This is a genomic window from Caldimonas hydrothermalis, assembly GCF_056746695.1.
Map to the genome: position 1 here is coordinate 23,437 of NZ_JBWQXA010000011.1, position 25,594 is coordinate 49,030.

Below are 25,594 nucleotides of genomic sequence, written 5' to 3' on the forward strand. Positions count from 1 at the left end.
CCACTCAGGCCGGCACGCGCGCCCGGAACTTCAGATAGTCGGCCGCGCACTCCTGCGGCCGCTCGATCATCGGCAGGTGTCCGACACCGGGCATGCGGATGAGTTCCGCCTGCGGCATCAGGCCCTGCAGGATGGGGCCGGCGCCCGGGTGCAGCACGCGGTCTTCCTCGCCCCAGACGATGAGGCTGGGCGCCTTCACGGTGCGGGCCCGGTCCTCGATCGGATCGGCCTTGATCTGCTGGTACACCCGCTGCTCCAGCGCGTGGTTGGCGATGCGCTCCTTGGCCATCACCTGGATGTAGGGCATGGGCACCTCGGGCAGCCTGGCCACGGTGAAGGCCAGCGTGCGGGCAAAGTCTTCAGTGCTGCGCACCAGCAGCGGGTTGTCGGCACCGGCCTTCAGCATCTGCGCGAGCTCGCTCGGGGGCGCACTCCACACCCCGCCCGGGGCCAGCAGCCACAGGCTCTTCACCGCCTGCGGATAGCGTGCCGCAAACGCCAGGGCGATGTGCCCGCCCATGGAGTTGCCGCCCAGATGCAGCGCCGGCGCCCCCAGGGCCTGGGCCAGGGCCAGCAGACGCTCGGCCTGGGCGTCGGTGCTGTAGTCGGCCTCCATCGGCTTGGCCGATTCGCCAAAGCCGATGTGGTCGGGCACGATCACGCGATAGTGCGGCGTGAGGTGACGCGCGATGGTGTTGAAGTTGTCCTTGTTGCCGCCAAAGCCGTGCAGCAGCATCAGCGGCTCGCCCCGGCCGCCTTCCAGGTACACGTACTGCAGCCCGCCGGGCAGCGTGATCGAGCGGCGCTGCAACCCCGCGCGTTCGCGCAGGGTGTCGAGCATGTAGCGGACGGTCTTTTCCGGGGCGAGGTGGGCGAAGACTTGGGCGAGCAGGTTCATGGGCGCCGAGCATAGCCCAGGGCCGTGACGCGGCCTGTCACGCCGATGTCACCCCCGCCGCACCCGCAGCCGCTGCCCGTCGGCGGCCACCAGCACCAGGGCCCCATCGGCCGTGAACTCGTGGCGCACCACCTGGCCGAGGAACCGACCTTGCCTGTGTGGAGCGAAGTTCTTGACCCGACGCCCAGCCGTCGCGGGGCCGATCCATGGCAGGCAGGCCTGCCCGGCGCGCCAGCAGGGTTTGCGCGCAGGCCCCGCAGGCCAGGGAGGGGCTGCTGCGGCGCAGCACCTGCTGACGGCGGCTCGCGACTGGCCACCCGGTCGGCGATCTGACAAGATGCAGGAATGGCCCCCGGTGCACTGCAAGCTGCCATGTCCGCCCCTGCGCCCCAGGTGCTGGTCCAGCTCTCCGACACCCACATCACGGTGCCCGGCCGCTGGCTGGATGGTCGCATCGACACCGCCACCGCGCTGGCACGTGCGGTGCAGGCGGTGTGCCGCCTGCGGCCCGCACCGGTGGCCGTGCTGGTCAGCGGCGATCTGGTCGATGCCGGCTCGCCCGAGGAGTATGCGCACCTGCGCACGCTGCTGGCGCCCCTGCCGGGCCCCGTCTATCTGATGCCGGGCAACCACGACGAGCGCGGTGCCCTGCGGGCGGCCTTTGCCGACCACCCCTACTTGCGTCAGATGGAGGAAGGTGACTTCATCCAGTACACAGTCGATCTGCCCGGCTTGCGCCTGGTCGCCCTGGACACCGTGGTGCCCGGCGCCGGCCACGGTGCGCTGTGCCAGCGCCGCCTGGACTGGCTCGACGCCACCCTGGCCCAGGCCCCCGGACAACCCACCCTGGTGGCCCTGCACCACCCGCCCTTCCTCACGCACATCGAGCACATGGACGCCCTGGGCCTGCGGGAGGGCCGCGAAGCCTTCGAAGCCATCATCCGCCGCCACCCCCAGGTGGAACGCATCGCCTGCGGTCACCTGCACCGCTGCATCCAGGCCCGTGTGGCCCACACGGTGGCCATCACCGTGCCGTCGCCGGCCCATCAGGTGGAGCTGGACCTCGTCGGCGACCACCCGGCCAGCTACACCTTCGAGCCGCCGGGCTTCGGCCTGCACGTGTGGACCCGTGGCACGGATCTCGTCAGCCATGTGATGCCGGTGGGCGACTTCCCGGGGCCGTTTGCGTTCTAGCCGGGCGGCATCCGCTCAAAGGCCTGCAGCGAGGGATCCATGGCATCCCAGGCCTGCCCACGCACGCGGTAGGTGAGCACCTGCGGTGCGAAGCGGCTGGGGTCGTCGAGGCTGGCCGCGGGCACGGCGATGAGGTCGGGCATCGCAGCGAAACGCAGGTAGACCGGTGCGCCGCAGATGGGGCAGAACGCATGCGTCTTCACGTTGCCGCTGTCGGCTGCAACGTCCCAGTGTGTGGGGTTGCCGGTGATCTGCATCTCGGCGCGCGCGGGAAAGGTGAGGTAGGAACCGTGTCCCGTGCCGCTTTGCCGCTGGCAGTCGCGGCACTGGCAATGGTTCTGGAAGATGGGCGTCTGCTTCGTGGTGTAGCGCACGGCGCCACACGCGCAGCCGCCGCTGTACGGCGCTTGATGATCCGATGTCATGAAAGGGCTCCCGGTTCAGGCCGCTGCCTTGGGCTTGGCGAAAACGTCGATGCCCTCGCCGGTTTCGAGCAGTGACTTCAGGCTGGACAGGACGATGGGCCAGCCCTGCTGGATGCCCCTGGCCATGCCGCTACCGGCCTGCAGATCGTCATGGCTGACGGTGAGCTTCACCATGTCCTGATAGGGCGCGATATCGAAGGTCACGCGGCTGTAGGCGTCCGGGTCGTCGGCCTGCGAGGCATTGGCCCAGGTGATGACCAGACGCGTGGGCGGGGACACCTCCACGACCTTGCCCACCAGCTGAAGCGTGCGCTGCTCGTCGGCGCGCACATGCTGCCAGTCGGACCCCACCTGCCAGTCGGACAGGTTCTCGTGGCCCCAGTAGCGGCGGGCGATTTCGGGTTGGGTGATGGCTTCGAACACCTTGTCTGGTGTCGAGCGGATGTAGGTCACATAGACGAAGCTCGTCTTTTCCTGGCTCATCGTCACTCTCCTTCGAGTTCCTTTTTCAGGTCATGCAGCAGGCTGAGCCGCTGGCGTTCGAACTTGCGCACCCACCGCTCATAGACCTCGTGCAGCGGCACCGGGTTGATGAAATGCAGCTTCTCCCGGCCCCGTCGTACGGTGCTCACCAGGTTGGCTTCCTCCAGGATCCCGAGGTGCTGGGTGGCCGACTGCCGCGCCATGTCCAGGTGCTCGCAGAGCTGGCCCAGCGTCTGACCGTTCTGTTCACACAGCAGGTCGAGCAGCTTGCGACGGGTCGGGTCGCCCAGCGCCTTGAAAACTTTGTCTGCGTCCATTCGATGCGTCGGTACGTGAAGCCAGTATATGCAGGTAAATGCCTGCATGTCAAACGGACCTAGATCATCCTTGTTCCGGGTGGTCTTGAGGTAGGTCTAGTCGAACAGCGCAAAGCCCGCGCTCGCCGCCACCTGGCCATTCACCAGCACCTCGGCCTGGTGGGCACCGGGATACAGCACCCGCGTGCTGCGCGGCACGAAGTCGCGACGAAGGACCAGGGCCGCCTTCTCGCCAGGCGCCAGCACGAGATCGGTGCCCTTGAACACCTTGCGGCGCGGTGTGCCGCGCGCGCTGGCATAGACGATGGCGTAGTCGACGCACACCCGCACCGGCTCGGCATTCGGGTTGTGCAGTTCGAAGGACAGGTCCAGCACACCGCCCACGCGCACGCGACGTGACGACAGGCGCAGCGCCTTCAGCCCGATGGGCGCGCCCACACCATACCCCTGCAAGGCCAACGCCTCGGGGTGGCCGGCCTTCACCAGGGTGCGCAGGCCGTGGCGTACCGTCCCCAGGGCCTCACCCCCTTGTGCCTGCCAGCGCCGGGCGTGCTCGAGGGCCAGCTCGGCATCGAGCCGGCTCACGTCGTTCAGATGGTTGGCGGCCGAGCGGCGCACCACCTCGTCGGCATCGGACGCGAGCGGTTCGATGAGCGCCAGGCAGCGCTGCGGGTCGCGTTTGAGGGCCAGCACTTGCTGGCCCCAGGGCAGGAGCGGACGGCTGCCCTCGCTGGCCAGGCGGCGCACGCGCGGGTCGGCATCGGACACCCACTGCGCCAGATGCGCCAGTGAAAGGTCGAGGTGCTGAGCCAGGAAGGGGCGGATCGCAAACTCGGCGCTGAAGTGACGGGTGAGCCGGGCCAGCGCCGGCAGGGCCTGCTGCGGCTGGCTCAACCCGGCCAGTGCCGCCCATTCCAGATAGGGCGCCCGCGCAAAGGCGGCGATGCCCTCGCCTTCATTCCAGCCGTCGCGGGGTGCGCCGAGGGCGCGCTCCACCACGGCCAGGGCCTCGTCGAAATGCTTGGGCAGGTGGGTGTGCAAGGCCTCGCCCACGCGGCGCACGCGCTGCATCAGGCTCAGGGCCTCGAAGCCCTCGCGGCAGTCACGCAGGAAGGCGGTCGCACGGAAGCCCGGATGGGCCGTGCTCACGTCGCCCGCAATGGCACGCAGCACGGGCTCGGCGAAGCCGTCTTTCAAGGCGGGGGATTCGGACATGCCGCAAGCCTAACCCGGGCCTGCTGACAACGCGGCGTCAGCAGACCGCGGGAATCGTGCCATCGGCCGCCAGCAGCGTCTCCAGCGCCTGCTCGCGGATGCCGTAGAAGCGCTTGATCTCGCGGATCTGGTCGAGGATTTCATCGGCCGGCTTCGGGCTCGCGCGCTTGACCGCCAGGATCATCTTGTTCTTGTTGGTGTGCTCCAGCGAAACGAACTCGAAGACCTGGGTGTCGTAGCCGCAGGCTTCCAGCAGCAGGGCGCGCAGGCCGTCGGTGAGCATCTCGGCCTCCTGGCCCAGGTGCACGCCATGCTGCAGGATGGGTCGCAGCGGGTGCGGGCTGAGGAGCTGCGGGCGGATCTGCTTGTGGCAGCACGGCGAACACAACAGGATCGACGCCCCGCCGCGCACCCCCTGGTGGAGGGCCAGGTCGGTGGCCGTGTCGCAGGCGTGCAGCGCGATCATCACGTCGATGGGTTGCGGGGGCCTGCGGGCGATGTCGCCCTCGTCGAAGCGCAGACCTTGCAGGCCCAGCCGCTGCACGATGCCGTTGCACAAGGCCACCAAGTCGCCGCGCAGCTCCACGCCCACCACCTCAGCCTGACGCTGCAGGTGCTGCTGCAGGTGGTCGTGCACGGCGAAGGTGAGATAGCCCTTGCCGGCGCCGAAGTCGAGCACACGCACCGGCTCGCTGGCCGCTCGGGCCGCCAGCGGCGAATCGCCAAAGGCGTGCGAGAAGATCTCGACGAACTTGTTGATCTGCTTCCACTTGCGGGCCATCGCCGCCACCAGGTGGTGGCCGGCGTCCATCACCCCGAGTTCCACCAGGAAGGGGCGTGTGGGATCGACCCAGCGGCGCTTCTCGCGGTTGTGCCCGGCCGGCGGCGGGGCCTCGGCCACCGCCCCATGAAGGCGGCCGGTGCGCAGGCTGGCCCTGCCCTTGCGGCTGTGGGCCAACTGCACCTCCTGCGTCGGCGTGAAGAGGTGGGCGTTGCGAAAGCCCTGGGCGATCCACTCGCGCAGCGCCGCCGCCACCTCGGCAGCCGGCAGGTTTTTCGTGATGTCGCGGGTGCGGTAGCGCCACACGAAGGACCAGTGCGGCTGGCCGCGCAGCACCACCGGGCGACCCATCAGGCGCTCCAGTTCGGGCTCCGCCCCCTCGTAGCGCGCCAGCACCAGCTTGTGGGCCGTGCCCTGTGCCACCTCGGCCGCCACGCGGGCGAGGAAGCGTTCGAGGGCGTCGGTGTCGGGCGCGGTCATCGGAAACAAGTGTAGGACGGGACAAAGAAAAAGCCCGGCGCCAGCGGCCGGGCTTCCAGGCTGCCGCAGCAGCGGCTCACTTGAGGTGGCTGCTGATCAGCTTGGTCATCTCGAACATCGAGACCTGGGCCTTCTTGAAGATCTCCTTCAGCTTGGCGTCGGCGTTGATCATGCGCTTGTTGACGGCGTCCTGGAGCTTGTTCTTCTTGATGTAGTCCCAGACCTTCTTGGTGATCTCGGTGCGGGGCATGGCCTTGTCACCGACGATCGCGGCCAGGGCGGCGCTGGGGGTCATGGCCTTCATGAAGGCGGCATTGGGCGTGCGCTTGACCTTGGGCTTGGCCTCTTTCTTGGCCGCGGCCTTCTTGGCCGGCGCCGCCTTCTTGGCGGGTGCCGCCTTCTTCGCCGCCGGCGCCTTCTTGGCCGGCGGCGCCGCCTTCTTCGCGGCCGGGGCCTTCTTGGCCGGCGCGGCCTTCTTCGCTGCCGCCTTCTTGGCGGGAGCCTTCTTCGCAGTTGCCATGTCGAATCTCTCCATCATGAGTGGTTGATGTGCCGGGTCGGGGCGAGAACCGCATGAGCCCTCGTTCCTGCCGAACGCCTGCGTCGCGAATGGTACTGCGTGTGCATGCCACTGAGAAGCGGTTTTCAGAGGGAAAACCACCGCTTGGCCCAGTGTTCATGCGGTTTTGTCGCGGCCGGGCATCACCGCGAGGGGGAGGCTCCCCCCTTTGAAGCCCCTGGGCAGCGCAACAACGGGCTGTTACCCATCGGCCCTCGACGCTTTCCACAATGGTCTGCGCCCCTCTTTTCCCACCCGCGTTCAGACAGGAGACAGTCATGGCCAAGAAGATCCTCATGCTCGTCGGCGATTTCGGCGAGGACTACGAAACGATGGTGCCCTTCCAGGCGCTGTCGATGGTGGGTCACACCGTGCATGCGGTGTGCCCGGACAAACGCGCCGGCGACTGGGTGATGACCGCCGTCCACGACTTCGACGGTTACCAGACCTACTCGGAAAAGCCCGGCCACCGCTTCACCCTCAATGCCAGCTTCGCCGAGATCCGAGGCGAGGACTACGATGCCTTGGTGGTGCCGGGTGGACGCGCGCCGGAGTACCTGCGGATGAACCGCGAGGTGATCGCCCTCGTCCAGCACTTCGCGAAGGCCGGCAAGCCCATCGCCGCCATCTGCCATGGGGCCCAGTTGCTGGCCGCGGCCGGCGTGATCCGCGGCAGGAAAGTGTCGGCTTACCCGGCCTGTGCCGCCGAGGTGGAACTGGCCGGTGCGAGCTATGCCGACGTTGCGGTGGATCAGGCCGTCACCGACGGTGCGCTCGTGACGGCGCCGGCCTGGCCGGCCCACCCGGCTTGGCTGGCCCAATTCCTGACGCTGCTGGGCACGCGCATCCAGACCTGAGCTTTGCAAAGCCGCAGCACAGCGGCTATGGTTGACGCGGGCCGCGCGGCTCGCGCGGCGAGGAGACAGCGATGTGCGAGATTTTCATTCGCGCCAACCCCCAGTCGTACGAGTCGCGCACCCGCTCGGTGCGTCTGCACGGGGTGGTCACCAGCATCCGGCTGGAAAACCTGTTTTGGGATGTGCTGACCGAGATCGGTCAGCGCGACGGCCTGGGCGTGACCCAACTCATCGAAAAGCTGTACGACGAGCTGATCGCCTCGCGCGGGCAGGTGGGGAACTTCGCCTCCTTCCTGCGCGTGAGCGCACTGCGCTACCTGGCGCTGCAGGTGCACGAGCGCATCCCGAGCGACCTGTCGGTGCCGATCCGCTCACTCGACGCCCGGCAGGTGCTCGAACGCCTGCCCGAGCGTTGGGCGGCCGCCCAGCCGCACTGAGCCCTTCAAGCGCGCGGTGGATCGAACAAGCACTCCGGGCTGATGTCCGACAGCGTGGCGCAACCACACAGGGCCATCGCGATTTCCAGCTCATCGCGCAGCAAGCGCAGCACATGTGCCACCCCGCGCGCGCCGGCGGCCGCCAGGGCCCACACCTGAGGGCGTCCGACGAGCACGGCGCGCGCGCCCAAGGCCAGCGCCTTGAACACATCGGTGCCGCGGCGGATGCCTCCATCCACCAGCACCGGCAAGCGGCCTTCCACGGCCTGCACGATGCGCGGCAACACCAGGGCCGTGGGTGCGGCCGTGTCCAAGGTGCGTCCGCCATGGTTGGAGACGATCAGCCCGGCCACGCCATGGCGCAGGGCCTCGCGCGCATCGGCCGGGTGCATCAGCCCTTTGAGCAGCACCGGCAGCTCGGTGGCCGCACACAACCAATCCACATCGTCCCAGGTGGGCGCGGCATGCAACAGGCCGTCGAACAAGGCGCTGCCTGCACCGCTGGCGGGTGCTGCCGCTGCCGGCGGCCGGCCCGCCAAATGCACGGCCGACACGCCGGGCGGCAGCCGGAACTGGGCACGCCGCTCCCGGTCGCGCGCGCCACTGACCGGGGCGTCCACCGTCAGGACCAGGGCCTCACAGCCGGCCGCATGGGCCCGCTGCACGAGTTCGCGCCAAAAGCCGCGGTCGGACTGGGGATAGAGCTGCATCCACAACGGCCCGGCCTCGGGCTCGCCGCGCAACGCCTGGGCCACCGTCTCCACCGGCGTGTTCGACTGCAGGCTCAGCACCATGCCGGCCTGCAGGGCCGAGGCCGCCAAGGCCGTGGCCAGTTCACCATCGGGATGGGCCAGTCGCTGGTGCGCCACCGGAGCCAGCAAAATGGGATGCGCCAAGCGGCGCCCCAGCAGGCTCAAGCCCGTGTGCCCGCCGGCCGTGCGGCGCAGCACACGCGGCTGCAGGCGCAAGGCGCGCCAGGCCTCCACATTGGCCTGCAGCGTGAGCTCGTCGCCCGCCCCTCCGGCCAGATAGGCCCAGGCGTTGTCGTCCAGCCGCTGGCGCGCCAGCACCTCGTAGTCGGCAGGGCTGATGGCCGGCGCGCTCATGTGTCGGCCCACATGCGCAGCAGGTTGTGATACGTGCCCGTCAGGCCCACCACCGCCTCTTGCGTGCCGGCCACTGCGCGCAACTGGCTCAAGTGGCGGTCCAGGTCGTAGAGCAAGCGGCGCTGCTCATCGCTGCGCACCATGCTTTCCACCCAGAAGAAGCTGGCCAGGCGCTCACCGCGCGTGACCGGGGTGACCGCATGCACGCTGGTGCCCGGATAGATCACCGCATCGCCAGCCGGCAGCTTCACACGCTGGCTGCCATAGGTGTCTTCGATCACCAGCTCGCCGCCCTCGTAGTCCTGCGGATCGCACAGAAACACCGTGCAGCTCACATCCGAGCGCACTCGCTGGCCGGTGCTGCGCGAGTGCATCACCGCCCCGTCCACATGGGCCCCATAGGTATTGGCCTCGCCGCCATAGCGATTGAACAAAGGGTTGAAGATCTTCTTGGGCAAGGTCGCGGCGAAGAACTCGGCATGGCGCTCCACGGCTTGCAGGATCAGCGCTTGCAGCTGGCGCGAAGCCTCGCTGTCTTGCTTGAGCTGCCAATTGTGCTTGGCATGCACGGCCAAGGCGCCGGCGGTGCTGCGTCCGTCGATCCAGGGCCCCTCGCGCAACCAACGTCGCGCCTGGGCAAGCTCTTGCTCGCTCAATACCTTGCGTAAATGCAGCAGCATGACGCTCCCCTACTTCCACCGTCGATAAAAGAAAAACCGCTGCACCCGATGGCGCAGCGGTTGCATTGTCTCGCCTGGGCCGCCCAGCGACCCAGGCTCAGATCAAAACACCGCCTTGAGCGTGGCCTGCACGGTGCGCGGCGCGCCCGGTGCATAGAAGCCGCGATACAGCGAGTCGGCATACAGCTTGTCGGTGGCGTTGTTCACGTTCACCTTCAGCGACAAGGACTCGTTGAACGCATACTCGCCCATCAAGTCCAGCGTCGTGAAGCTGGGCGCCTCGATGGTGCGGTTGCCCTCCGGGTTTTGCTTGCCACGGTGGTTCAAGCCCGCGCCCACGCGCAACTTGGGCAGCACCCGGTAAGTCGTCCACAAACTGGCGGCATGCTTGGGCGTGAGGCCCGGACGGTCCCCCTTTTGCTGCGCGTTGCCACTGGTGACATTGCTCTCGTCGATGCGCGCATCTGGAATCCAGGTGTACGACAGGAAAGCCTCCCACTTGGGCGTGATGCGGCCGGCCACGTCCAGGTCCAGGCCCGCGGCATGGCGCTTGCCTGACAGCAGCTCCTGGTTCGCCGCCGTGTCCGGGTCGGTGTTACGCTCGTTGTACTTTTCCGAGTAGAACAGCGCCGAGCTCACCCACAGACGGTTGTCCAGCAAATCGAACTTGCCGCCGATCTCGAAGTTGCGGCTTTTCTCCGGCGGCGTGTTGATCAGGCGCTGCACATTCGTCGATCCCAGGTTGGCGTTGATCGCATGCTGGTAGGTATCGGCCGAGGTGTTGTACGACGTGCCGTACGAGACGTGGTAGGACGACCAGTCGTTGGGCTGGAACAGCAGGCCCACGCGCGGGCTCCACAGCGATTCCTTCATCTCGGCGCTGTTGCCGGCGGTGTCGCGGAAGTCGGCCGTGAAGCGGTCGAAGCGCACCCCGGCCACCAGTTTGACCGTGGCACTGAGTTCCGCCGTGTTTTGCACATAGGCGCTGTAGGTGCGCGCGTCAAAGCGGTTCATCGGGATGACGCGCGTATCCGCAATGCTGGCGCCATCGTCGGGCGTGCCCACGGTGGTGGTGGGACGTGCCGGTCCGGCGGCATTGTTGTTGCGCTGCGCATCGTCGCGGTTGAACTCCAGGCCGGCGATGAGGTGGTGACGCAGGCCCCAGGCCTCGAAGCGGTCGGAGTAATCGCTTTGCAAGGTGGTGATGTCGCTCACCCCGCGACGGCCTTTGCCGGTGCGCGTGAGCACCGTGTCCGGCCCCAGATTGTCAGGCGTGACGGCCTGTCCGTTGGGCTGACTGGCCGCACCGGCGAAGCGGATCACCGAGGCCCACAAATCGCGCTTGAAGCGCCCGTGCATCAGCGAGGTTTTCAGCTCGGCATCACCCGAGAAGCGGTGAATGTGCTGGAAGGAACCATAGGTGGAGCCACCTTTGTTGTAGTCGCTGTCCAGGCCATAGTAGTTTTTCGCCGGCAAAGACGGCTTGATCTTGCCGTCGATGTTGAACCAGGGGTGGTTGTACAAGGGCTTGTTGTCGTATTCCAAGTGATAGAAGCCCACTTGGAATTCATCGGCCGTGCCGATCCCCCAGTTGTACGTCGGCGCGATGCCCTTTTTGTCCACGCTGGCACCCCAGTTGTCGGCCTCGTGGATGAGGGTGTTGATGCGCAGCGCCGCGTTGGGCCCGGTCATCGCATTGAAGTCACCGGTCAGGCGGTAATAGTCACCCGAGCCCACCGAGACGTTGACCTCGTGGCGGTTCATCAGGAAGGGCCGCTTGCTCACCTGGTTGACCACCCCGCCGGTGGAGCCATGACCAAAGAGCATCGAGGCCGAACCCTTGAGCACTTCGATGCGCTCCAGATTGAAGGTGTCGCGCTCTTGCAGGCCGGGGTCGCGGCGGCCGTCGATGTAGACATCGCCGGCTTGCAGCAGCGAGAAACCGCGCAGACGAATGTCCTCCTCGCCGGTTTCCCCGGCCTGGAAGGTCACGCCGGCCGTGCTGCGCAGCACCTCGCGGAAGTCGTCCAGATTGCGCTCGTCCATCAGCCGCTCGGTGATCACCGTGACCGACTGCGGAATGTCGCGCAGCGCCTGATCACCCTTGCCGATGCCCGTGCGGTTGACGCGCAGGCTCTCCTTGGGGTTTTGTTCAGCGGTGGCTTGCACCTTGACTTCGGGCAGCGCCGAAGACTGCGTGGTGGCAGAGGGTGTGGACGTTTGTGCCCACGCACCGCCCACGGCCAGACTGGCCATCAAGGCAGCGGCCGGCCCCATCCGGGCCGGGGCCACCGCCCCCGAAACATGCGAACGAACCGAACGGCGCAAACGCGCCTTGGCGCGAGCTGAGCGTGCCATGAAAGCTTCTCTCCAACTGAGGGTGGCAAGACAGGCTCGAAAGTCGTCTTGGCTGGCGAGAGGCTCCCCGACGACGGGGGCTCATGGCTGGCGGATACACCTTCGAACAAAAACCATCACAAATGATAACAATTCTCGTTCGTGTTGTATGCGCAGGGGCGCGTGCCGCGTGCGATCAACGCGCCCGGGCACGCGCAGGGTTCATTCCCCGGGGCGGCGTGCCGGCAGCTTCGGCGCAGTGCGCACGCTCAGGATCATCGTGATCGCCAGGATGGCCGCCACCACGCCCAGCGAGGCGAAAACCGGGATCTTCACCACGTCGATCAGCAGCATCTTGGTGCCGATGAAGGCCAGGATCACCGCCAAGCCGTAGCTGAGCAGGTGGAACTTGGTGGCCATGGCCGCCAGCAGGAAATACATCGCCCGCAGGCCCAGGATGGCGAAGATGTTCGACGTGAGCACGATGAAGGGGTCGGTGGTGATCGCAAAGATCGCCGGGATGGAATCCACTGCGAAGATCACGTCGATCACACCCACCAGGGCCACCACCAGCAGCAAAGGCGTAGCGATGCGCTTGCCGTTTTCGATCGTGAAGAATTTTTCACCGTCGAACGATTTCGACACAGGCATGAGCCGGCGCAACAGCTTGAGCGCTGGGTTGTCCTCCAGGTTCGGCTCCTGGCCCGAGGCCCACCACATCTTGATGCCGGTGATGAGCAAGAAGGCGCCGAACACATAGAGCAGCCAGTGGAACTGCGCCACCAGCCAACTGCCCAGGAGGATCATCACCGTGCGCAGCACGATGGCGCCGATGATGCCGATCATCAACACCCGCTTCTGATAGGCCGGCGGCACCGCGAAGTAGGTGAAGATCATCAGGAAGACGAAGATGTTGTCGACCGCCAGCGACTTCTCGATGAGGTAGCCCGTGAGGAACTCGGTGGCCTTGACGTTGGCCACGGCCGTGCCGTGGTCCTGGGCCACGGCCCACCAGAACAGGCCGTTGAAGGCAAAGCTCAACGCGACCCAGACGATCGACCAGTTCAAGGCCTCCTTCACCGACACCGCATGCGCCCCCTGCTTGCGCAGGACGACGAAGTCGATGAACAGGGCCACGAGGACGGAAACGACAAAGAAGACCCACAGCCAATCGGGCGCAATGGTGTTCATGAACACTCCACAAAAGCTTGATTGCGCCGAAAGGTCTTGCGGGGCGAAGTCGCAGCCCTGGCGGGCCGGCTTCCTGCGGGACCCGGGCACATCCTGGCGGATGCGTCCGTACTGACGGGCCGTCGCCACGGTGGGGAACCGTGTGCTACTCCCCTTTCGACAGTCGGGATTGTCGCGGCCCCCACCATAACCCGGCAAGCGATGGGGCTTTATGCCGATGGACAGCCCAGCGGATCAGACTTGACCATCCGACGACAGTCCCCCCCAATGACAAGGAACCCCATGCGCACGACGGTCTTTCTCGTGGACGATGCCTCTCACACCCGGGAGCGCTTGTTGCCCCTGCTGGAGGGCCGGCCGGCTGCGCTGCAGACCGACACCGACGAGATCGTCCTGGTCGGCTGCGCGCCACGCATGACCCACCGGGTGTCCAAGTGGGTCTCGCACGGAGCTCGCGAGCATTGGCGCACCAAGTGGGCCCACAGACTGTTCGATGAGCTGGAGCCCTGGCTGGCGGCCCACGGCCTGCGGGTGCGCTGCGTGCTGGCCCGCGGACCGCTCGATGAGCTGCTGGGCACGCTGCGGCCCGATCAAGTCGTGGACCTGCGACGCCCCAAGGCGAGCGCTCCGATCGAGCCGCCCCGCGAACGCGCGCGGCCGGCCTGGCGCACGACCCTGCTGCTCTTCGGACTGGGGGCCCTGGTCGCGTTGTCGGAAGCCTGAGCGACCCGCCCAGGCCGCGATCGTGCGGGAGCCGGGCGCCGTCGCGCTGGCCTGCGCTATGCTGGACGCATGATGCTCATCCTCCTGCGCTGGGGCCTGCTGGCCGCCGCCCTGCTCTTCGTCGCCTATGTCTACCCGGCCGTGCAGGTGGCCAGCTTCAGCGCCGCGCTGGTCGCGGCCCTGGTGCTGGGCCTGCTCAATGCCGTCGTGCGCCCCGTGCTGGTGGTGCTCACGCTGCCGGTCACGGTCGTCACGCTGGGCCTGTTCCTCTTCGTCATCAACGCGCTGCTGTTCTACTTCGCGGGCTACCTGCTGGCCGGGCTCACGGTGCCCAGCTTCACGGCCGCGCTGATCGGCTCGCTGATCTACAGTGCGCTGGGCCTGCTGATCGACGCGGCCCTGCAGCAGCTCTTCGGCCGCAGCCGCTGAGGTCCGCAGCGCCTGGCCCCGGCCGGCTCGCGGGGGTGGTCAGGACGCGCGCGGGCGCACCCAGCGATGCAGCGTGGCGTGCAGGTCGTCCAGGTCGATGGGCTTGGGCACGAAGTCGTTCATGCCGGCCTCGCGCGCACGGCGCTGCTCGCTCACCATGGCGGCCGCGGTGAGCGCGATGATGGGCAGCGCCTCGGGCCCGTGGCGGCGCCGGATCCGTGCGGTGACGTCATAGCCGCTCATGTCGGGCATGTGCACGTCCATCAGCACGGCATCGAAGCGGCCCTGGTCGCGCTCCACCGCCTCCAGGGCCTGCTGCCCGTCACACGCCTGCACGACCTCGATGCCCCAGCGCTCGAGCATGCTGACCGCGATCATCATGTTCACCGGGTTGTCCTCCACCACCAGCACACGCGCGCCCTGCAGTGCCTGCGCATCCGGACCGCCCAGGGCCTGAGGGAGGGTGTGCGGCTGCACCTCGCGCAGGGGCAGTTCGGCCCAGAACACGCTGCCCTGGCCCGGCTGGCTGCGCACCCCCACCTCGCCGCCCATCAGGCGCGCCAGTTGGCGGCAGATCGACAGGCCCAGCCCGGTGCCGCCATAGCGGCGCGTGATGGAGTCGTCCGCCTGGATGAAGGGCTCGAAGAGGCGGTCGTGCAAGGCCGGATCGATCCCCGGGCCGGTATCCTCCACCTCGAAGCGCCAGCCCCCCCGGCGGCCACGGTCCACGCGCAGCGTGATGCGGCCGCGCTCGGTGAACTTCAGCGCATTGTTCAGGAAGTTGCCCAGAATCTGGCGCAGGCGCACCGGGTCGGCGCACACCCGCGTCGGCAGGTCGTCCGGCCGCTCGAGCTCGAAGTCCAGCGACTGGGCGCGTGCGAGCTCGCCATAGGTGTCGTGCAGGGCCTGCAGCAGCTCGGGCAGGTCGAACTCGATGGACTCGAGCTTGAGCCGGCCCGCCTCGATCTTGGACAGATCCAGGATGTCCGAGATCACGGCCGACAGTGAGCGGGCGCTTTCCACCAGGCGCTGCAGGTAGTCCTTGCGCCGGTCGGGCTCGACCTCGGGCAGGGCCGCGAGCTGGGCCAGCCCCAGCACACCATGCAACGGCGTGCGGATCTCGTGGCTCATGTTCGCCAGGAAGGCGCTCTTGGCCCGGCTGGCCGCCTCCGCCCGCTCCGTGGCGGCGGCGAGCTGGGCGGCCGCCTCGCGCTCGGTGGTGACGTCCTCGACGATCCAGATCGTGTCACGCCCGTCATGCGCCGGCGTCATTGACGGCACGTCCCTCAGCACGGTGGCCCGCGAGCGGGCCCAGAAGGGGCTGCCGTCGCGCCGCCACATCTGCCACTCGAAGTCCAGCGGCTGCCCCGAGGCGATGGCTCGCTGCGCCGTCGCCCGCACGCGCGCGAAGGCTTCGTCGCTGGGCCAGATGTCGCGCACCGACCGGCCGGCCAGGCTGCCGGCGGGCCAGCCCAGCATGCGCTCGAAGCGCTCGTTGACCTGGCGCATCCGGCCCCGGCGCACCAGCACGATGCCTACCGAGGCGTTGTCGAAGATGGCGCGGTACTCGGCCAGGACACGCTGGTGCTCGCTCATGTCACGCGACATCACGAGCAGGTAGCGCCGGCCACCCACCTCGAAGAAGGTGCCGGCGATCCGCATGGGCATCTCGCGTCCGTCCTTGGTGCGGTAGCGCATCGGGAAGTTGACGATGCGACCCTCGCGCTCGATCACACCGAGAAAGCGCTCCCGCTCGGCCTGGCTGGGCAGCATGCCCAGCTCGAGCACGGTGCGGCCGACGGCCTCCTCCGGGGCATAGCCAATGACGTCGGTGAAGCGGCGATTGACCCGGACATACCGCCCGGTCTCGGGCTCGGTGACCGTGATGATGTCGGGACAGGCCTCGAACAGGCCCGTCAGCAGGGCCTCCGAGCGACGCAGCGCCGCCTGGGCCTCACGGTGTTCGGTCACGTCGAGGAACATCGATTCGGTGACCGGTCCATCGGGCAGCTCCACCCGGGTGGACGTGGCCTCGACGATCACCTGACGCCCGTCGGGCCGCACGATCACCAGGTCCGCCAGCGGCAGGCTCTCGTCCGGCGCCAACGCGGCCAGCGCCTGCAGCCGTGCGCGTGCACGCTCACGCGAGTCCTCGTCGAAAAAGGACAGCAGGTCACGGCCGATCAGGTCCTCGGGCCGGGCCAGGCCCATGATGCGGGCCGCGGCCTCGTTGCAGACGACGATCTGCCACGCACGGTGAATGACCAGGGCCGAGGGCGAGCGCGAGAACAGGCGCCGATAGCGACGCTCCTGCGTGCGGGCTTCGCGCAGCAGCATGCGCATGTGCCAGGCCAGCACTGCCGCCAGCCCGAGCACCCCGGCCCCCCCGGCCCAGCGGGTCCAGGCGCCCAGGCCTGCGAAGGCTCCGCCGAAGGCCAGGATGGCGAGCGCCCCCGCCGCAGCCAGGAGGACATAGGCGGGTGCGGGCCAGCGCGGGGCGGCGCTGACCAAGGGCGCGAGCACTCGGTGCTCCTGGACAGGGATCACGCGGCTGTCATAGGGCGGTTGGGAAAGGCGCCCCGGATTCTAGGAGCCACCCTGGGACGGCAGGTCTACGCGCTCACCCTAGGAAAGACCTGGCCGACACCACGCAAACGGCGCGAACGTGCACTATTGCCGATCGCCGCGCCGGCGGACCGACCCGGGGATCGCCCCGATGCAGACCGCCGGCGGCTGCGTCCACACTGCGGGAGACTTTCGATCGACGACGGAGACCTCATGAAACGCTTCACCCGCCGCGGCCTGTGCCTGGCCGCCCTCGCCCTGGCCTTCGCGCCGGCCCTGCAGGCGCAGTCGGCCTGGCCCACCAAGCCCGTGCGCATCGTCGTGCCCTTTGCCCCGGGCGGCACCACCGACATCCTGGCCCGTGCGCTGGCCCCCGAGCTCAGCCGGGCCTTCGGACAACAGTTCGTGGTGGACAACAAACCCGGCGCCGGCGGCAACGTGGGCGCGGCCGAGGTCGCGCGCGCCGCGCCCGACGGCTACACCCTCCTGATGGGCACGGTGGGCACCCATGGCATCAACGTCTCGCTGTACGGCAAGCTGCCCTACGACCCGCAGAAGGACTTCGCGCCCGTGACCCTGGTGGCCGGCGTGCCCAATGTGCTGGTGATGAACCCGGCCAAGGCGGCCGAGTACAAGATCGAGACCGTCCCGGACCTGATCCGCTATGCCAAAGCCCACCCCGGCAAGCTCAACATGGCCTCCAGCGGCAACGGCACGTCCATCCATTTGGCGGGCGAGTTGTTCAAGACCATGACCGGCACCTACATGGTCCACTTTCCCTATCGCGGCTCGGCGCCGGCCGTGACCGACCTGATCGGCGGCCAGATGGACCTGATGTTCGACAACCTGCCCTCGTCGATGCCGCACATCAAGGCCGGCAAGCTCAAGGCCCTGGCGGTGACCAGCGCCTCGCGCTCGGAGGCCCTGCCGGACGTGCCGACGATTGCCGAGGCCGGCCCGCTCAAGGGCTATGAAGCCAGCTCGTGGTTCGGCCTGCTGGCCCCGGCAGGCACGAGCGCCGACATCGTCAACCGCTTGCAGCAGGAAACCGCCAAGGCCCTGGCCAATCCGGCGATCAAGGAGCGGCTGCAGTCCCAAGGCGCCATTCCGAGCGGCAACACCCCGGCGGAATTCGCCCGCCTGATCGACAGCGAGATCAAGAAATGGGCGGCCGTCGTGAAGGCCTCGGGGGCGAAGGTGGACTGAAAGGCCTCGGATCTCGCCCCCCGGGGCTGCGGGCGGCCACGCGCGGGCCTCAGCCCCGGGCCAGGCGTCGCTCGACGAAATCGAGCCGGTCCTGGCCCCAGAACAGCTCGCCGTCGATGACGTAGCTGGGCGCACCGAACACCCCGGCGTCGATGGCTTGCTGGGTGTTGGCCTCATAGCGCTCGTGCACCGTTTGGCTGTGGGCGTCTTCGATGCGCGAGGACGGCAATTCGCTTTCGCGCAGCAGCGCTGCGAGCACCGCCTCATCGGCGATGTTGCGCTGCTCGGCCCACACAGCCCGCGTGACCGCCGTGACCAGGCGCATCGCCGCCTCGGTGCCGTCCTTGAGGTCCACCGCGACGATGAGTTTGGCCGCGTCGTCACCGGCGACCGGAAAGTAGGCCGGCTCCGGGTGGATGGGAATGTTCAGGTACTCGCCGAAACGCTTGAGCTCCAACAGCCGGTAGGCTTGGCGCTGGGGCGCGCGCTGCTTGAGCGGCAGCCCGCCCGAGACCGGGAAGACCTTGCCGCCCAGATCCATGGGCAGCACGCGGATCGTCGCGCGATGGCGCCGGGCGATGTCCCAGAAACGCAAATGGCCCAGGTAGACATAGGGCGACTGCGGGGCGAGGTAGTAATCGACGGTCAAAGTCATGGGGACGCTCCTGGCAGTGCTTGCGCACTGTACGGCGAGCCTCACCGCGGCGCAGCCGGGCCGCCGCGATCCCCCCTGGTGCACTCAGGATCCGCCAGACACGGCCACCGACGGCTCCTCGACGATGGCCTGCTGCAGCTGCGGCGGCAGTCGTTCGCGCAAAGCTTGCAAACGCGCGCTGCGCTCTTCGGGGCTGAGGGAGGCATCCTGGGCCACGAAGGCCGCCTCCATCACCACGCGACCATGCTCCATGCCCTCACCGAACAGGGCTTGCGCCGTCTCGGCACCGAAATGCTGCCGCTGCAAGGCTTGCATGCGATCGAAAAACTGCTGCGCATCTTGTGCGTTGGCGGGTATGCCCCATTGCTGCAATTGCGCACGCGCTTGGCCCAGGTAGTCCCGATAGGTCTGGATCAGGCCCAGCGCGCGCTGGGCATCGGCGGCCGGCAAACCGTCACGCAGCGTCCAGGACAAGCGCTCCAAGTCCTGGGCGTCCCAGTGTTCGGGCATGTGCGACAGCACCGTCTCCAAGGCGTCGAGGGTGCGCTCGTCGATCGTCAAGCCCCCCGCGTAGCCGATGTCGAACAAACGCGCGACATCGACCGTCAAGCCCATCAGATCGATGGGCTCGCGCAAGCCGGGGCTGGCATCCGCCGCGGCGGAAGCCTGCGGCATGGCCCCTTCGGAGACGGCTCGCGCCTGCGGCGCAACCCCGGCCCGGGGCTCGTCGGGAGCCGACTGCCAAAGCTGCCAGGCCGCCACCAGGCCCACGGCCACGACGGCGGCCGCAAGCCAGGCAAGAGTGCGTCGGGAGATCAGCATGCGCGCATCTTGCACCGCCGCCAACCCTTTGGATCTAGGGAATGCACGGGCAGCAGATGACACCCGGGAGACAGGGGCATTCCCCGGTCTCGGGAAAACCCGTGGGAGACGCACGCCCGCGCGTGCAATGATGAAAGTGCACGGCCGTGCATTTTAATATGTTTCAATCGGAAACAGGCTGTTCCAGCCAGGGCCGCGCATTCATCATCATGCATGACGTTCGGAGACATCTTCATGAAATCTTGGACTCTTTCGACGATGGCCGCAGCGATTGCGGCTGGTGCGGCCTTGTTGGCGCCCGCCGCTGCTCAAGCCCAATATCAAAAAGGCCCCGACCCCACGGCCTCGGCTCTGGAGCGCAACGGCCCGTTTGCCATTCGCAGCACCTCGGTGTCGCGCTATGCGGTCAGTGGTTTTGGCGGCGGGCGCCTGTACTACCCCACGGCCAGCGGCACCTACGGCGCGATCGCGGTGTCGCCGGGCTTCACTGGCACGTCCTCGACGATGACCTTCTGGGGCGAACGCCTGGCCTCGCACGGCTTCGTCGTGCTCGTCATCGACACCATCACCTTGTACGACCAACCCGACAGCCGGGCCCGTCAGCTCCAGGCCGCGTTGGATTATCTGGCCACACAAAACGGCCGCAGCTCCAGCCCGATCTATCGCAAGGTGGACACCAGCCGCCGCGCGGTGGCCGGTCATTCCATGGGCGGTGGCGGCTCGCTGCTGGCCGCGCGTGACAACCCCAGCTACAAGGCCGCCATCCCGATGGCGCCGTGGAACACCTCGTCCACGGCCTTCCGCACCGTGAGCGTGCCCACGATGATCTTCGGCTGCCAAGACGACAGCATCGCGCCGGTGTCCAGCCATGCCATCCCGTTCTACAACGCCATCCCGAGCAGCACGCGCAAGAACTACGTCGAGATCCGCAACGACGACCACTTCTGCGTGATGAACGGTGGCGGCCATGACGCCACGCTGGGCAAGCTGGGCATCTCGTGGATGAAGCGCTTCGTCGACAACGACACGCGCTACAGCCCCTTCGTGTGCGGGGCCGAGTACAACCGCGTGATCACGAGCTACGAGGTCTCGCGCTCGTACAACAACTGCCCGTACTGAACGCTGAACGCGGCCCCGGCTCAGCTCAGCAACGGTCGCAGGTAGCGGCCGGTATGGCTCGCAGGGTGGCGGGCGATGTCCTCGGGCGTGCCGGCGGCCACCACGGTGCCACCGCCGGCCCCGCCTTCGGGGCCCATGTCGATGACCCAGTCGGCGGTCTTGATGACGTCCAGGTTGTGCTCGATCACCACGATCGTGTTGCCGTGGTCGCGCAACTGGTGCAGCACGCGCAGCAGCAGCCCGATGTCGTGGAAATGCAGCCCGGTGGTGGGTTCGTCCAGGATGTACAGCGTGCGACCGGTGTCGCGCTTGGACAGCTCCAGCGCCAGCTTCACGCGCTGCGCCTCGCCGCCCGACAGCGTGGTGGCACTCTGCCCCAGGCGGATGTAGCCCAGGCCCACATCGAGCAGTGTCTTGAGCTTGCGCGCGATCGCCGGCACGGCGTCGAAAAAGGCGTAGGCGTCTTCCACCGTGAGGTCCAGCACCTCGGTGATGTTCTTGCCCTTGTAGAGCACCTCCAGCGTCTCGCGGTTGTAGCGCCGGCCGTGGCAGACGTCGCAGGGCACGTACACATCGGGCAGGAAGTGCATTTCCACCTTGATCACGCCGTCGCCCTGGCAGGCCTCGCAGCGCCCGCCGGCCACGTTGAACGAAAAGCGCCCCGGGCCATAGCCGCGCTCACGCGCCATCGGCACCTCGGCGAACAGCTCGCGGATGGGGGTGAAGAGCCCCGTGTAGGTCGCGGGGTTCGATCGCGGGGTGCGGCCGATGGGCGATTGGTCGACGTTGATGACCTTGTCGAAGACGTCCAGCCCCTCGATCTCGTCGTGCGGTGCCGGCTCCAGGTGGCTCTGGTAGAGCTTGCGCGCCACCGCGGCGTACAGGGTATCGTTGACCAGCGTGGACTTGCCCGAGCCGGACACGCCGGTCACGCAGGTGAACAGACCCACCGGGATCTCGACCGTGACGCCGCGCAGATTGTTGCCGCGTGCATTGACGATGCGCAGCACTTGCGGGTCGGTGCTGTCGGCCAGCCGCCGGCGGCGCGCCGGCACCGGGATCTTCAGCTTGCGCGCCAGGTACTGGCCGGTGAGCGACTCCTCATGGGCCGCCACCTCGGCCGGCGTGCCCTGGGCGATGACGCGCCCACCGTGCACGCCAGCCCCCGGCCCCATGTCCACCACGTGGTCGGCCGCCAGGATCATGTCCTCGTCGTGCTCGACCACCAGCACCGAATTGCCCAGGTCGCGCAGGTGCTTGAGCGTGCCGATCAGGCGGTCGTTGTCGCGCTGGTGCAACCCGATGCTGGGCTCGTCGAGCACGTACATCACCCCCGTCAGGCCCGAGCCGATCTGGCTGGCCAGGCGGATGCGCTGGGCCTCGCCACCGCTGAGGGTGTCGGCACTGCGGTCCAGGCTGAGGTAGTCGAGGCCCACGTTGTTGAGAAAGCTCAGGCGCGAGCGGATCTCGCGGATCACCTTGTCGGCGATCTCGGCCTTGGCGCCCTTGAGCTGCAGCGTCTCGAAGGTGCGCAGCGCCTGCGCCAGCGTGGCACGCGAGATCTCGTAGATCGGCGTGCCCCTGCCGCTGGCGGCATCGACCAGGCGCACGTGTCGGGCCTCGCGGCGCAATCGCGTGCCGTGGCAGTCGGGGCAGGGCTTGTTGCTCTGGTAGCGGGCCAGTTCCTCGCGCACGGCCACCGAATCGGTCTCGCGCCAGCGGCGCTCGAAGTTGGGCAGGATGCCCTCGAAGGGATGCGAGCGCCTCACGCTGCGCTTGCGCCCAGCGCTGCCTTCGGCCTCGTAGACGAACTCGATGGCTTCCTCGCCCGAGCCGTACAGGATCACCCGGCGGGCCGGCTCGGGCAGGTCCTCGAAGGGCGTGTCGAGGTCGAAACCGTAGTGCCGTGCCACACTTTCGAGCATCGAGAAGGTGTAGGCGTTGCGGCGGTCCCAGCCCTTGATCGCGCCGCTGGCCAGGCTCAAAGAGGGGAAGGCCACCACGCGCTGCGGATCGAAAGCCGTGACCTCGCCCAGGCCGTCGCACGTGGGGCAGGCGCCCACCGGTGAGTTGAACGAGAACAGCCGCGGCTCCAGCTCGGCCAGCGAGTAGCTGCACACCGGGCAGGCAAACTTGCTGGAGAAGAGGTGCTCGGTGAGCGAGTCCATCTCCAGCGCGATGGCGCGCCCGTCGGCGATGCGCAGTGCAGCCTCGAAGCTCTCGGCCAGGCGTTGCTGCAGCCCCGGCTTGATCCTGAGGCGGTCGACGACCACGTCGATGTCGTGCTTCTCGGTCTTCTTCAGCTTGGGCAGTTCAGCGGCCTCATAGACGACACCGGCCTGTCCGCCCGAGCCGATGCGAAAGCGCACGAAGCCCTGGGCCTGCATGTCCTGGAAGAGCTCGACGAACTCGCCCTTGCGGTCACGCACCACGGGCGCGAGGATCATCACCCGCGTATCCTCGGGCAGGGCCAGCACGGCATCGACCATCTGGCTCACGCTCTGCGCTTCCAGCGGCAGGTCGTGGTCGGGGCAGTAGGGGGTGCCCGCACGGGCATAGAGCAGACGCAGGTAGTCGTGGATCTCGGTGACCGTGCCCACGGTGGAGCGCGGGTTGTGGCTGGTGGCCTTCTGCTCGATGCTGATCGCCGGGCTCAGGCCCTCGATCACGTCCACGTCGGGCTTGTCCATGAGCTGCAGGAACTGCCGCGCATAGGCCGACAGGCTTTCGACGTAGCGGCGCTGCCCTTCGGCATACAGCGTGTCGAAGGCCAGCGAGGACTTGCCCGAGCCCGACAGCCCGGTGATCACCACCAGCTGCTGGCGCGGCAAGTCCAGGTCGATGTTCTTGAGGTTGTGGGTGCGGGCGCCGCGCACGCGGATCAGGGGGGCATCGGCCGACAGGATGGGAGCGACGGGCGGGCGCTGGGACATGGGACGCGGCAGGAACGCTAAACCGGCCATCATAGTGCGCCACGCCGACGGGCGTTGACCGCAAGGGCCGGGACAAGCCCCGGCGCAAACGCTAGGATGCGCTCATGACACCCCCAATCCCCCTGTCCGCACGGTGCCGACGCCAGCTGCCGGCGGCCCTGGCCCTGGCGGCCCTGACCGGCTGCGGAGGCGGCGTGTTCGTCGAGTGGGGTCAGGGCTGGATTGGCTGGGACGGGGGCTGGGACCGCCACCCCCCGAGCGTGTCGCTCGTCGTCTCGCCCGCAAGCGCGAGCGCCGGTGCCACCGTCTTGCTCTCGGCCGCGGCCAGCGACGACAGCGGCATCGACGAAGTCCTCTTCTTCCGGCGCAGCGGCGAGACCGCCGTGCTGCTGGGCAGCGTCGGACGCAGCCCCTACACCTGGACCACCACGGTGCCGTCGGACGCCAGCGGCTCGGTGGGCTACTTCGCGCGCGCGGTGGACGTGGCCGACCGCCGCACCGACAGCGCCACGGTCACGGTCACGGTGTTGCCCTGAGCGGCTGGGCCTCGAGCAGCTTAACCAGGGCCCACAAGGCACGGTTGACCGGGGTGGCCACCCCGTGCACCGCCGCTCGGCGCACGACCAGGCCGTTGAGGTGATCGATCTCGCTGGGCTTGCCGCGCGCCAGGTCCTGGGCGGTGGACGAATACTGCGCCGGCATCGTGCCGGCCAGGCGACGCACCGCCTCGTGGGCATCGCCGGGCAGCGTCACGCCTTCGGCGCGCGCCACGGCCAGGCATTCGTCCACCACATCGCGCATCACCTCGGCGACGCCCTCGCCCTGCACCAGGCGGCCATAGGGCAGGCGGGCGATGGCCGACAAGGCGTTGTAGGCGCAGTTGAGCACGAGCTTGGCCCACAAAGCCCCGGCCACGTTGTCGGACACCTGCACCGGCACGCCGGCCGCACCGAAGGCCTCGACCAGGCCGGCGCTGCGCGGCGAGGGGCCGATCACCAGCTCGCCGCGGCCATGGTGGCGCACATGGCCGGGGCCAGCCATCTCGGTGGCGACATACACCACCGCCGGCAGCACCTCCTGCGTCAGCACGGCCCGCAGCCGCTCGGCGTTGTCCACGCCGTTTTGCAGGCTCAGCACCAAGGCATCGGCACGCAGATGCGGCCGCATCGCCCGCGCGGCGTCCTCGGTGTCGGGAGACTTCACGCAGCACAGCACCACGTCGGCGCCGGCCACCGCCGCCGGTTCGGTGTGGGCCTGCACGGCCACCTGTTCGTCAAAGGCCGCCGTCTGCAGCCGCAGCCCGCGGGCGCGCATGGCCTGCACATGCGCTGGCCGTCCGACCAACACCACCTGGTGGCCGGCACGCGCCAGCATGCCGCCGTAGTAGCCGCCCACCGCGCCCGCGCCCATCACCGCCCACTTCATCGCCCGCTCCTGCCGGAATCACTGTCGGCGATGGTAAGGGGTCTGGGGCGGGCGGCGAATCAGGCTTGCAACCGCGCGTCCAGCGTGATCGTGGCGTTGAGCACCTTGGACACGGGGCAACCCTCCTTGGCGCGCTGGGCGGCCGCTTCGAAGGCGGCGCGGTCGGCCCCGGGGATCTCGGCCACCAGGTCCAGATGCACCGCGGTGATGGCAAAGCCTTCGCCCACCTTCTCCAGCGACACTGTGGCGGTGGTGCGGATGCTGCGCGCCGTCAGACCCACCGCGCCGAGCTGGGCCGACAGGGCCATCGAGAAGCAGCCCGCATGGGCAGCAGCGATCAGCTCCTCGGGGTTGGTGCCCGGACCGTTCTCGAAGCGGGTGCCAAAGCCATAAGGGGCCTCGGTGAACAGGCCGCTGCCCACGGACAGACGGCCCTGGCCGTCCTTGAGGCCGCCGCTCCAGGCGGCCGATGCGCTGCGCTTCATGCCAGGTCTCCTTTCGGGTGAACAGGCCCCCAAGGTAGACCAAAGTCCTGTGTCGCGCACCCGGGAAACAAAGGCCTTACAATGTTGCGATGCAACAAACAGGCCGCTTCTCCCACGGCACGGTGCCGGCTTGCTACCCCGGCTGGGGTCTGGCGCGCGGCTTCTTTCGAGCGGTCGCCCCGCCCTGACGTCGCTCGGCCGCCCGGTTGGTACGTTTGCTGTCGGGGCGGCGATGCTCTGTTCGCCGCCTTCCCCCCTTTCGATTCCCTGAT

At 68.2% G+C, this 25,594-nt stretch carries 25 protein-coding genes; 8 read left to right on the plus strand and 17 right to left on the minus strand.

The features are described 5' to 3' along the window. Positions 1-4: 4 nt before the first annotated feature. Positions 5-898, minus strand: coding sequence for an alpha/beta fold hydrolase (locus tag AC1ECW_RS13365; protein ID WP_481202027.1), 894 nt, complete (start codon positions 896-898; stop codon positions 5-7). Between the two features lie 372 nt (positions 899-1,270). On the opposite strand from AC1ECW_RS13365, the gene AC1ECW_RS13370 reads away from it, so the two are divergent. Continuing rightward, on the plus strand, positions 1,271-2,092 hold the full coding sequence (locus AC1ECW_RS13370; protein WP_481202028.1) for a phosphodiesterase: 822 nt from the start codon (positions 1,271-1,273) through the stop codon (positions 2,090-2,092). Here AC1ECW_RS13370 and AC1ECW_RS13375 read toward each other — a convergent pair. From AC1ECW_RS13375 to AC1ECW_RS13400, 6 genes are all read right to left on the minus strand, one after another. Then, entirely contained in the window at positions 2,089-2,517 is a 429-nt protein-coding gene (locus AC1ECW_RS13375) for a GFA family protein (RefSeq protein ID WP_409702813.1), read from the minus strand. The two genes, AC1ECW_RS13370 and AC1ECW_RS13375, sit on opposite strands and share 4 nt — an antisense overlap. 15 nt (positions 2,518-2,532) lie before the next feature. Next, positions 2,533-3,000 (minus strand): SRPBCC family protein, encoded by a 468-nt coding sequence (locus tag AC1ECW_RS13380; protein ID WP_409702815.1) that lies wholly within the window; start codon positions 2,998-3,000, stop codon positions 2,533-2,535. A gap of 2 nt (positions 3,001-3,002) precedes the next feature. After that, a complete protein-coding gene (locus tag AC1ECW_RS13385) occupies positions 3,003-3,317 on the minus strand; it encodes an ArsR/SmtB family transcription factor (RefSeq protein ID WP_409702817.1) in 315 nt (104 codons plus the stop codon). A 96-nt stretch (positions 3,318-3,413) separates the two neighbouring features. Then, positions 3,414-4,532: a DNA alkylation repair protein gene (locus tag AC1ECW_RS13390; RefSeq protein WP_409702819.1), complete on the minus strand. Its 1,119-nt coding sequence runs from the start codon at positions 4,530-4,532 to the stop codon at positions 3,414-3,416. 37 nt (positions 4,533-4,569) lie between these two features. After that, positions 4,570-5,793 carry a class I SAM-dependent methyltransferase gene (locus AC1ECW_RS13395; RefSeq protein ID WP_409702821.1) on the minus strand — a complete coding sequence of 408 codons (1,224 nt, stop codon included), beginning with the start codon at positions 5,791-5,793 and terminating at the stop codon, positions 4,570-4,572. A gap of 76 nt (positions 5,794-5,869) precedes the next feature. Beyond that, positions 5,870-6,313, minus strand: coding sequence for an SWIB/MDM2 domain-containing protein (locus tag AC1ECW_RS13400; protein ID WP_409702823.1), 444 nt, complete (start codon positions 6,311-6,313; stop codon positions 5,870-5,872). Positions 6,314-6,630: 317 nt separating this feature from the next. Between AC1ECW_RS13400 and AC1ECW_RS13405 the strand changes: the two genes are divergently transcribed. Both AC1ECW_RS13405 and AC1ECW_RS13410 read left to right on the plus strand, forming a co-directional pair. Further along, positions 6,631-7,209 carry a DJ-1/PfpI family protein gene (locus AC1ECW_RS13405; protein WP_409702825.1) on the plus strand — a complete coding sequence of 193 codons (579 nt, stop codon included), beginning with the start codon at positions 6,631-6,633 and terminating at the stop codon, positions 7,207-7,209. 71 nt (positions 7,210-7,280) lie between these two features. After that, positions 7,281-7,646: a ribbon-helix-helix domain-containing protein gene (locus AC1ECW_RS13410; protein WP_409702827.1), complete on the plus strand. Its 366-nt coding sequence runs from the start codon at positions 7,281-7,283 to the stop codon at positions 7,644-7,646. A 5-nt stretch (positions 7,647-7,651) separates the two neighbouring features. Here the strand turns inward: AC1ECW_RS13410 and AC1ECW_RS13415 are convergent, their stop codons facing one another. From AC1ECW_RS13415 to AC1ECW_RS13430, 4 genes are all read right to left on the minus strand, one after another. Further along, on the minus strand, positions 7,652-8,752 hold the full coding sequence (locus AC1ECW_RS13415) for an alpha-hydroxy acid oxidase (protein ID WP_409702829.1): 1,101 nt from the start codon (positions 8,750-8,752) through the stop codon (positions 7,652-7,654). Continuing rightward, positions 8,749-9,432 (minus strand): Fe2+-dependent dioxygenase, encoded by a 684-nt coding sequence (locus AC1ECW_RS13420; protein WP_409702831.1) that lies wholly within the window; start codon positions 9,430-9,432, stop codon positions 8,749-8,751. Before AC1ECW_RS13420 ends, AC1ECW_RS13415 begins: the two co-directional genes overlap by 4 nt. 102 nt (positions 9,433-9,534) lie before the next feature. Then, on the minus strand, positions 9,535-11,790 hold the full coding sequence (locus AC1ECW_RS13425; RefSeq protein ID WP_409702833.1) for a TonB-dependent receptor: 2,256 nt from the start codon (positions 11,788-11,790) through the stop codon (positions 9,535-9,537). A 201-nt stretch (positions 11,791-11,991) separates the two neighbouring features. Beyond that, positions 11,992-12,960, minus strand: a complete 969-nt coding sequence (locus AC1ECW_RS13430) for a TerC family protein (RefSeq protein WP_409702835.1) — start codon at positions 12,958-12,960, stop codon at positions 11,992-11,994. A gap of 282 nt (positions 12,961-13,242) precedes the next feature. Here AC1ECW_RS13430 and AC1ECW_RS13435 point away from each other — a divergent pair, with 282 nt between their 5' ends. Beyond that, positions 13,243-13,683: a hypothetical protein gene (locus AC1ECW_RS13435; RefSeq protein ID WP_409702837.1), complete on the plus strand. Its 441-nt coding sequence runs from the start codon at positions 13,243-13,245 to the stop codon at positions 13,681-13,683. Positions 13,684-13,755: 72 nt separating this feature from the next. Next, positions 13,756-14,112 (plus strand): phage holin family protein, encoded by a 357-nt coding sequence (locus tag AC1ECW_RS13440; RefSeq protein ID WP_409702855.1) that lies wholly within the window; start codon positions 13,756-13,758, stop codon positions 14,110-14,112. Between the two features lie 39 nt (positions 14,113-14,151). On the opposite strand, the gene AC1ECW_RS13445 is transcribed toward AC1ECW_RS13440, so the two are convergent. Further along, positions 14,152-16,635: a PAS domain S-box protein gene (locus AC1ECW_RS13445; protein ID WP_481202029.1), complete on the minus strand. Its 2,484-nt coding sequence runs from the start codon at positions 16,633-16,635 to the stop codon at positions 14,152-14,154. Positions 16,636-16,890: 255 nt separating this feature from the next. On the opposite strand from AC1ECW_RS13445, the gene AC1ECW_RS13450 reads away from it, so the two are divergent. Next, the gene (locus AC1ECW_RS13450; protein WP_409702841.1) at positions 16,891-17,883 is read left to right on the plus strand and encodes a Bug family tripartite tricarboxylate transporter substrate binding protein; all 993 of its coding nucleotides are present in this window, start codon (positions 16,891-16,893) and stop codon (positions 17,881-17,883) included. 49 nt (positions 17,884-17,932) lie between these two features. Here AC1ECW_RS13450 and AC1ECW_RS13455 read toward each other — a convergent pair whose 3' ends face one another. Together AC1ECW_RS13455 and AC1ECW_RS13460 are read right to left on the minus strand one after the other, a co-directional pair. After that, a complete protein-coding gene (locus AC1ECW_RS13455) occupies positions 17,933-18,538 on the minus strand; it encodes a 2-hydroxychromene-2-carboxylate isomerase (protein ID WP_409702843.1) in 606 nt (201 codons plus the stop codon). A gap of 84 nt (positions 18,539-18,622) precedes the next feature. After that, the gene (locus AC1ECW_RS13460; RefSeq protein WP_481202030.1) at positions 18,623-19,360 is read right to left on the minus strand and encodes a lipase secretion chaperone; all 738 of its coding nucleotides are present in this window, start codon (positions 19,358-19,360) and stop codon (positions 18,623-18,625) included. Between the two features lie 234 nt (positions 19,361-19,594). On the opposite strand from AC1ECW_RS13460, the gene AC1ECW_RS13465 reads away from it, so the two are divergent. Beyond that, a complete protein-coding gene (locus AC1ECW_RS13465) occupies positions 19,595-20,479 on the plus strand; it encodes an alpha/beta hydrolase family protein (RefSeq protein ID WP_409702847.1) in 885 nt (294 codons plus the stop codon). A gap of 20 nt (positions 20,480-20,499) precedes the next feature. Here AC1ECW_RS13465 and uvrA read toward each other — a convergent pair whose 3' ends face one another. Further along, positions 20,500-23,412 (minus strand): excinuclease ABC subunit UvrA, encoded by a 2,913-nt coding sequence (gene uvrA, locus AC1ECW_RS13470; RefSeq protein ID WP_409702849.1) that lies wholly within the window; start codon positions 23,410-23,412, stop codon positions 20,500-20,502. A 104-nt stretch (positions 23,413-23,516) separates the two neighbouring features. On the opposite strand from uvrA, the gene AC1ECW_RS13475 reads away from it, so the two are divergent. Further along, positions 23,517-23,948 carry an Ig-like domain-containing protein gene (locus tag AC1ECW_RS13475; RefSeq protein ID WP_409702851.1) on the plus strand — a complete coding sequence of 144 codons (432 nt, stop codon included), beginning with the start codon at positions 23,517-23,519 and terminating at the stop codon, positions 23,946-23,948. Here AC1ECW_RS13475 and AC1ECW_RS13480 read toward each other — a convergent pair. Both AC1ECW_RS13480 and AC1ECW_RS13485 read right to left on the minus strand, forming a co-directional pair. After that, a complete protein-coding gene (locus AC1ECW_RS13480) occupies positions 23,932-24,837 on the minus strand; it encodes a ketopantoate reductase family protein (RefSeq protein WP_481202031.1) in 906 nt (301 codons plus the stop codon). The genes AC1ECW_RS13475 and AC1ECW_RS13480 overlap by 17 nt on opposite strands. 59 nt (positions 24,838-24,896) lie before the next feature. Next, positions 24,897-25,322, minus strand: a complete 426-nt coding sequence (locus AC1ECW_RS13485; protein WP_409709263.1) for an OsmC family protein — start codon at positions 25,320-25,322, stop codon at positions 24,897-24,899. Positions 25,323-25,594 lie beyond the last annotated feature (272 nt).

Bases quoted from the DNA above. Each gene is read 5' to 3' on its own strand.
- AC1ECW_RS13475 (WP_409702851.1), top strand. From the start codon at position 23,517: ATGACACCCCCAATCCCCCTGTCCGCACGGTGCCGACGCCAGCTGCCG.
- AC1ECW_RS13480 (WP_481202031.1), bottom strand. From the start codon at position 24,837: ATGAAGTGGGCGGTGATGGGCGCGGGCGCGGTGGGCGGCTACTACGGC.
- AC1ECW_RS13405 (WP_409702825.1), top strand. From the start codon at position 6,631: ATGGCCAAGAAGATCCTCATGCTCGTCGGCGATTTCGGCGAGGACTAC.
- AC1ECW_RS13410 (WP_409702827.1), top strand. From the start codon at position 7,281: ATGTGCGAGATTTTCATTCGCGCCAACCCCCAGTCGTACGAGTCGCGC.
- AC1ECW_RS13435 (WP_409702837.1), top strand. From the start codon at position 13,243: ATGCGCACGACGGTCTTTCTCGTGGACGATGCCTCTCACACCCGGGAG.
- AC1ECW_RS13390 (WP_409702819.1), bottom strand. From the start codon at position 4,532: ATGTCCGAATCCCCCGCCTTGAAAGACGGCTTCGCCGAGCCCGTGCTG.
- uvrA (WP_409702849.1), bottom strand. From the start codon at position 23,412: ATGTCCCAGCGCCCGCCCGTCGCTCCCATCCTGTCGGCCGATGCCCCC.
- AC1ECW_RS13385 (WP_409702817.1), bottom strand. From the start codon at position 3,317: ATGGACGCAGACAAAGTTTTCAAGGCGCTGGGCGACCCGACCCGTCGC.
- AC1ECW_RS13380 (WP_409702815.1), bottom strand. From the start codon at position 3,000: ATGAGCCAGGAAAAGACGAGCTTCGTCTATGTGACCTACATCCGCTCG.
- AC1ECW_RS13440 (WP_409702855.1), top strand. From the start codon at position 13,756: ATGCTCATCCTCCTGCGCTGGGGCCTGCTGGCCGCCGCCCTGCTCTTC.
- AC1ECW_RS13455 (WP_409702843.1), bottom strand. From the start codon at position 18,538: ATGACTTTGACCGTCGATTACTACCTCGCCCCGCAGTCGCCCTATGTC.
- AC1ECW_RS13460 (WP_481202030.1), bottom strand. From the start codon at position 19,360: ATGCTGATCTCCCGACGCACTCTTGCCTGGCTTGCGGCCGCCGTCGTG.
- AC1ECW_RS13415 (WP_409702829.1), bottom strand. From the start codon at position 8,752: ATGAGCGCGCCGGCCATCAGCCCTGCCGACTACGAGGTGCTGGCGCGC.
- AC1ECW_RS13370 (WP_481202028.1), top strand. From the start codon at position 1,271: ATGTCCGCCCCTGCGCCCCAGGTGCTGGTCCAGCTCTCCGACACCCAC.
- AC1ECW_RS13365 (WP_481202027.1), bottom strand. From the start codon at position 898: ATGAACCTGCTCGCCCAAGTCTTCGCCCACCTCGCCCCGGAAAAGACC.
- AC1ECW_RS13485 (WP_409709263.1), bottom strand. From the start codon at position 25,322: ATGAAGCGCAGCGCATCGGCCGCCTGGAGCGGCGGCCTCAAGGACGGC.
- AC1ECW_RS13430 (WP_409702835.1), bottom strand. From the start codon at position 12,960: ATGAACACCATTGCGCCCGATTGGCTGTGGGTCTTCTTTGTCGTTTCC.
- AC1ECW_RS13375 (WP_409702813.1), bottom strand. From the start codon at position 2,517: ATGACATCGGATCATCAAGCGCCGTACAGCGGCGGCTGCGCGTGTGGC.
- AC1ECW_RS13425 (WP_409702833.1), bottom strand. From the start codon at position 11,790: ATGGCACGCTCAGCTCGCGCCAAGGCGCGTTTGCGCCGTTCGGTTCGT.
- AC1ECW_RS13400 (WP_409702823.1), bottom strand. From the start codon at position 6,313: ATGGCAACTGCGAAGAAGGCTCCCGCCAAGAAGGCGGCAGCGAAGAAG.
- AC1ECW_RS13395 (WP_409702821.1), bottom strand. From the start codon at position 5,793: ATGACCGCGCCCGACACCGACGCCCTCGAACGCTTCCTCGCCCGCGTG.
- AC1ECW_RS13420 (WP_409702831.1), bottom strand. From the start codon at position 9,432: ATGCTGCTGCATTTACGCAAGGTATTGAGCGAGCAAGAGCTTGCCCAG.
- AC1ECW_RS13450 (WP_409702841.1), top strand. From the start codon at position 16,891: ATGAAACGCTTCACCCGCCGCGGCCTGTGCCTGGCCGCCCTCGCCCTG.
- AC1ECW_RS13465 (WP_409702847.1), top strand. From the start codon at position 19,595: ATGAAATCTTGGACTCTTTCGACGATGGCCGCAGCGATTGCGGCTGGT.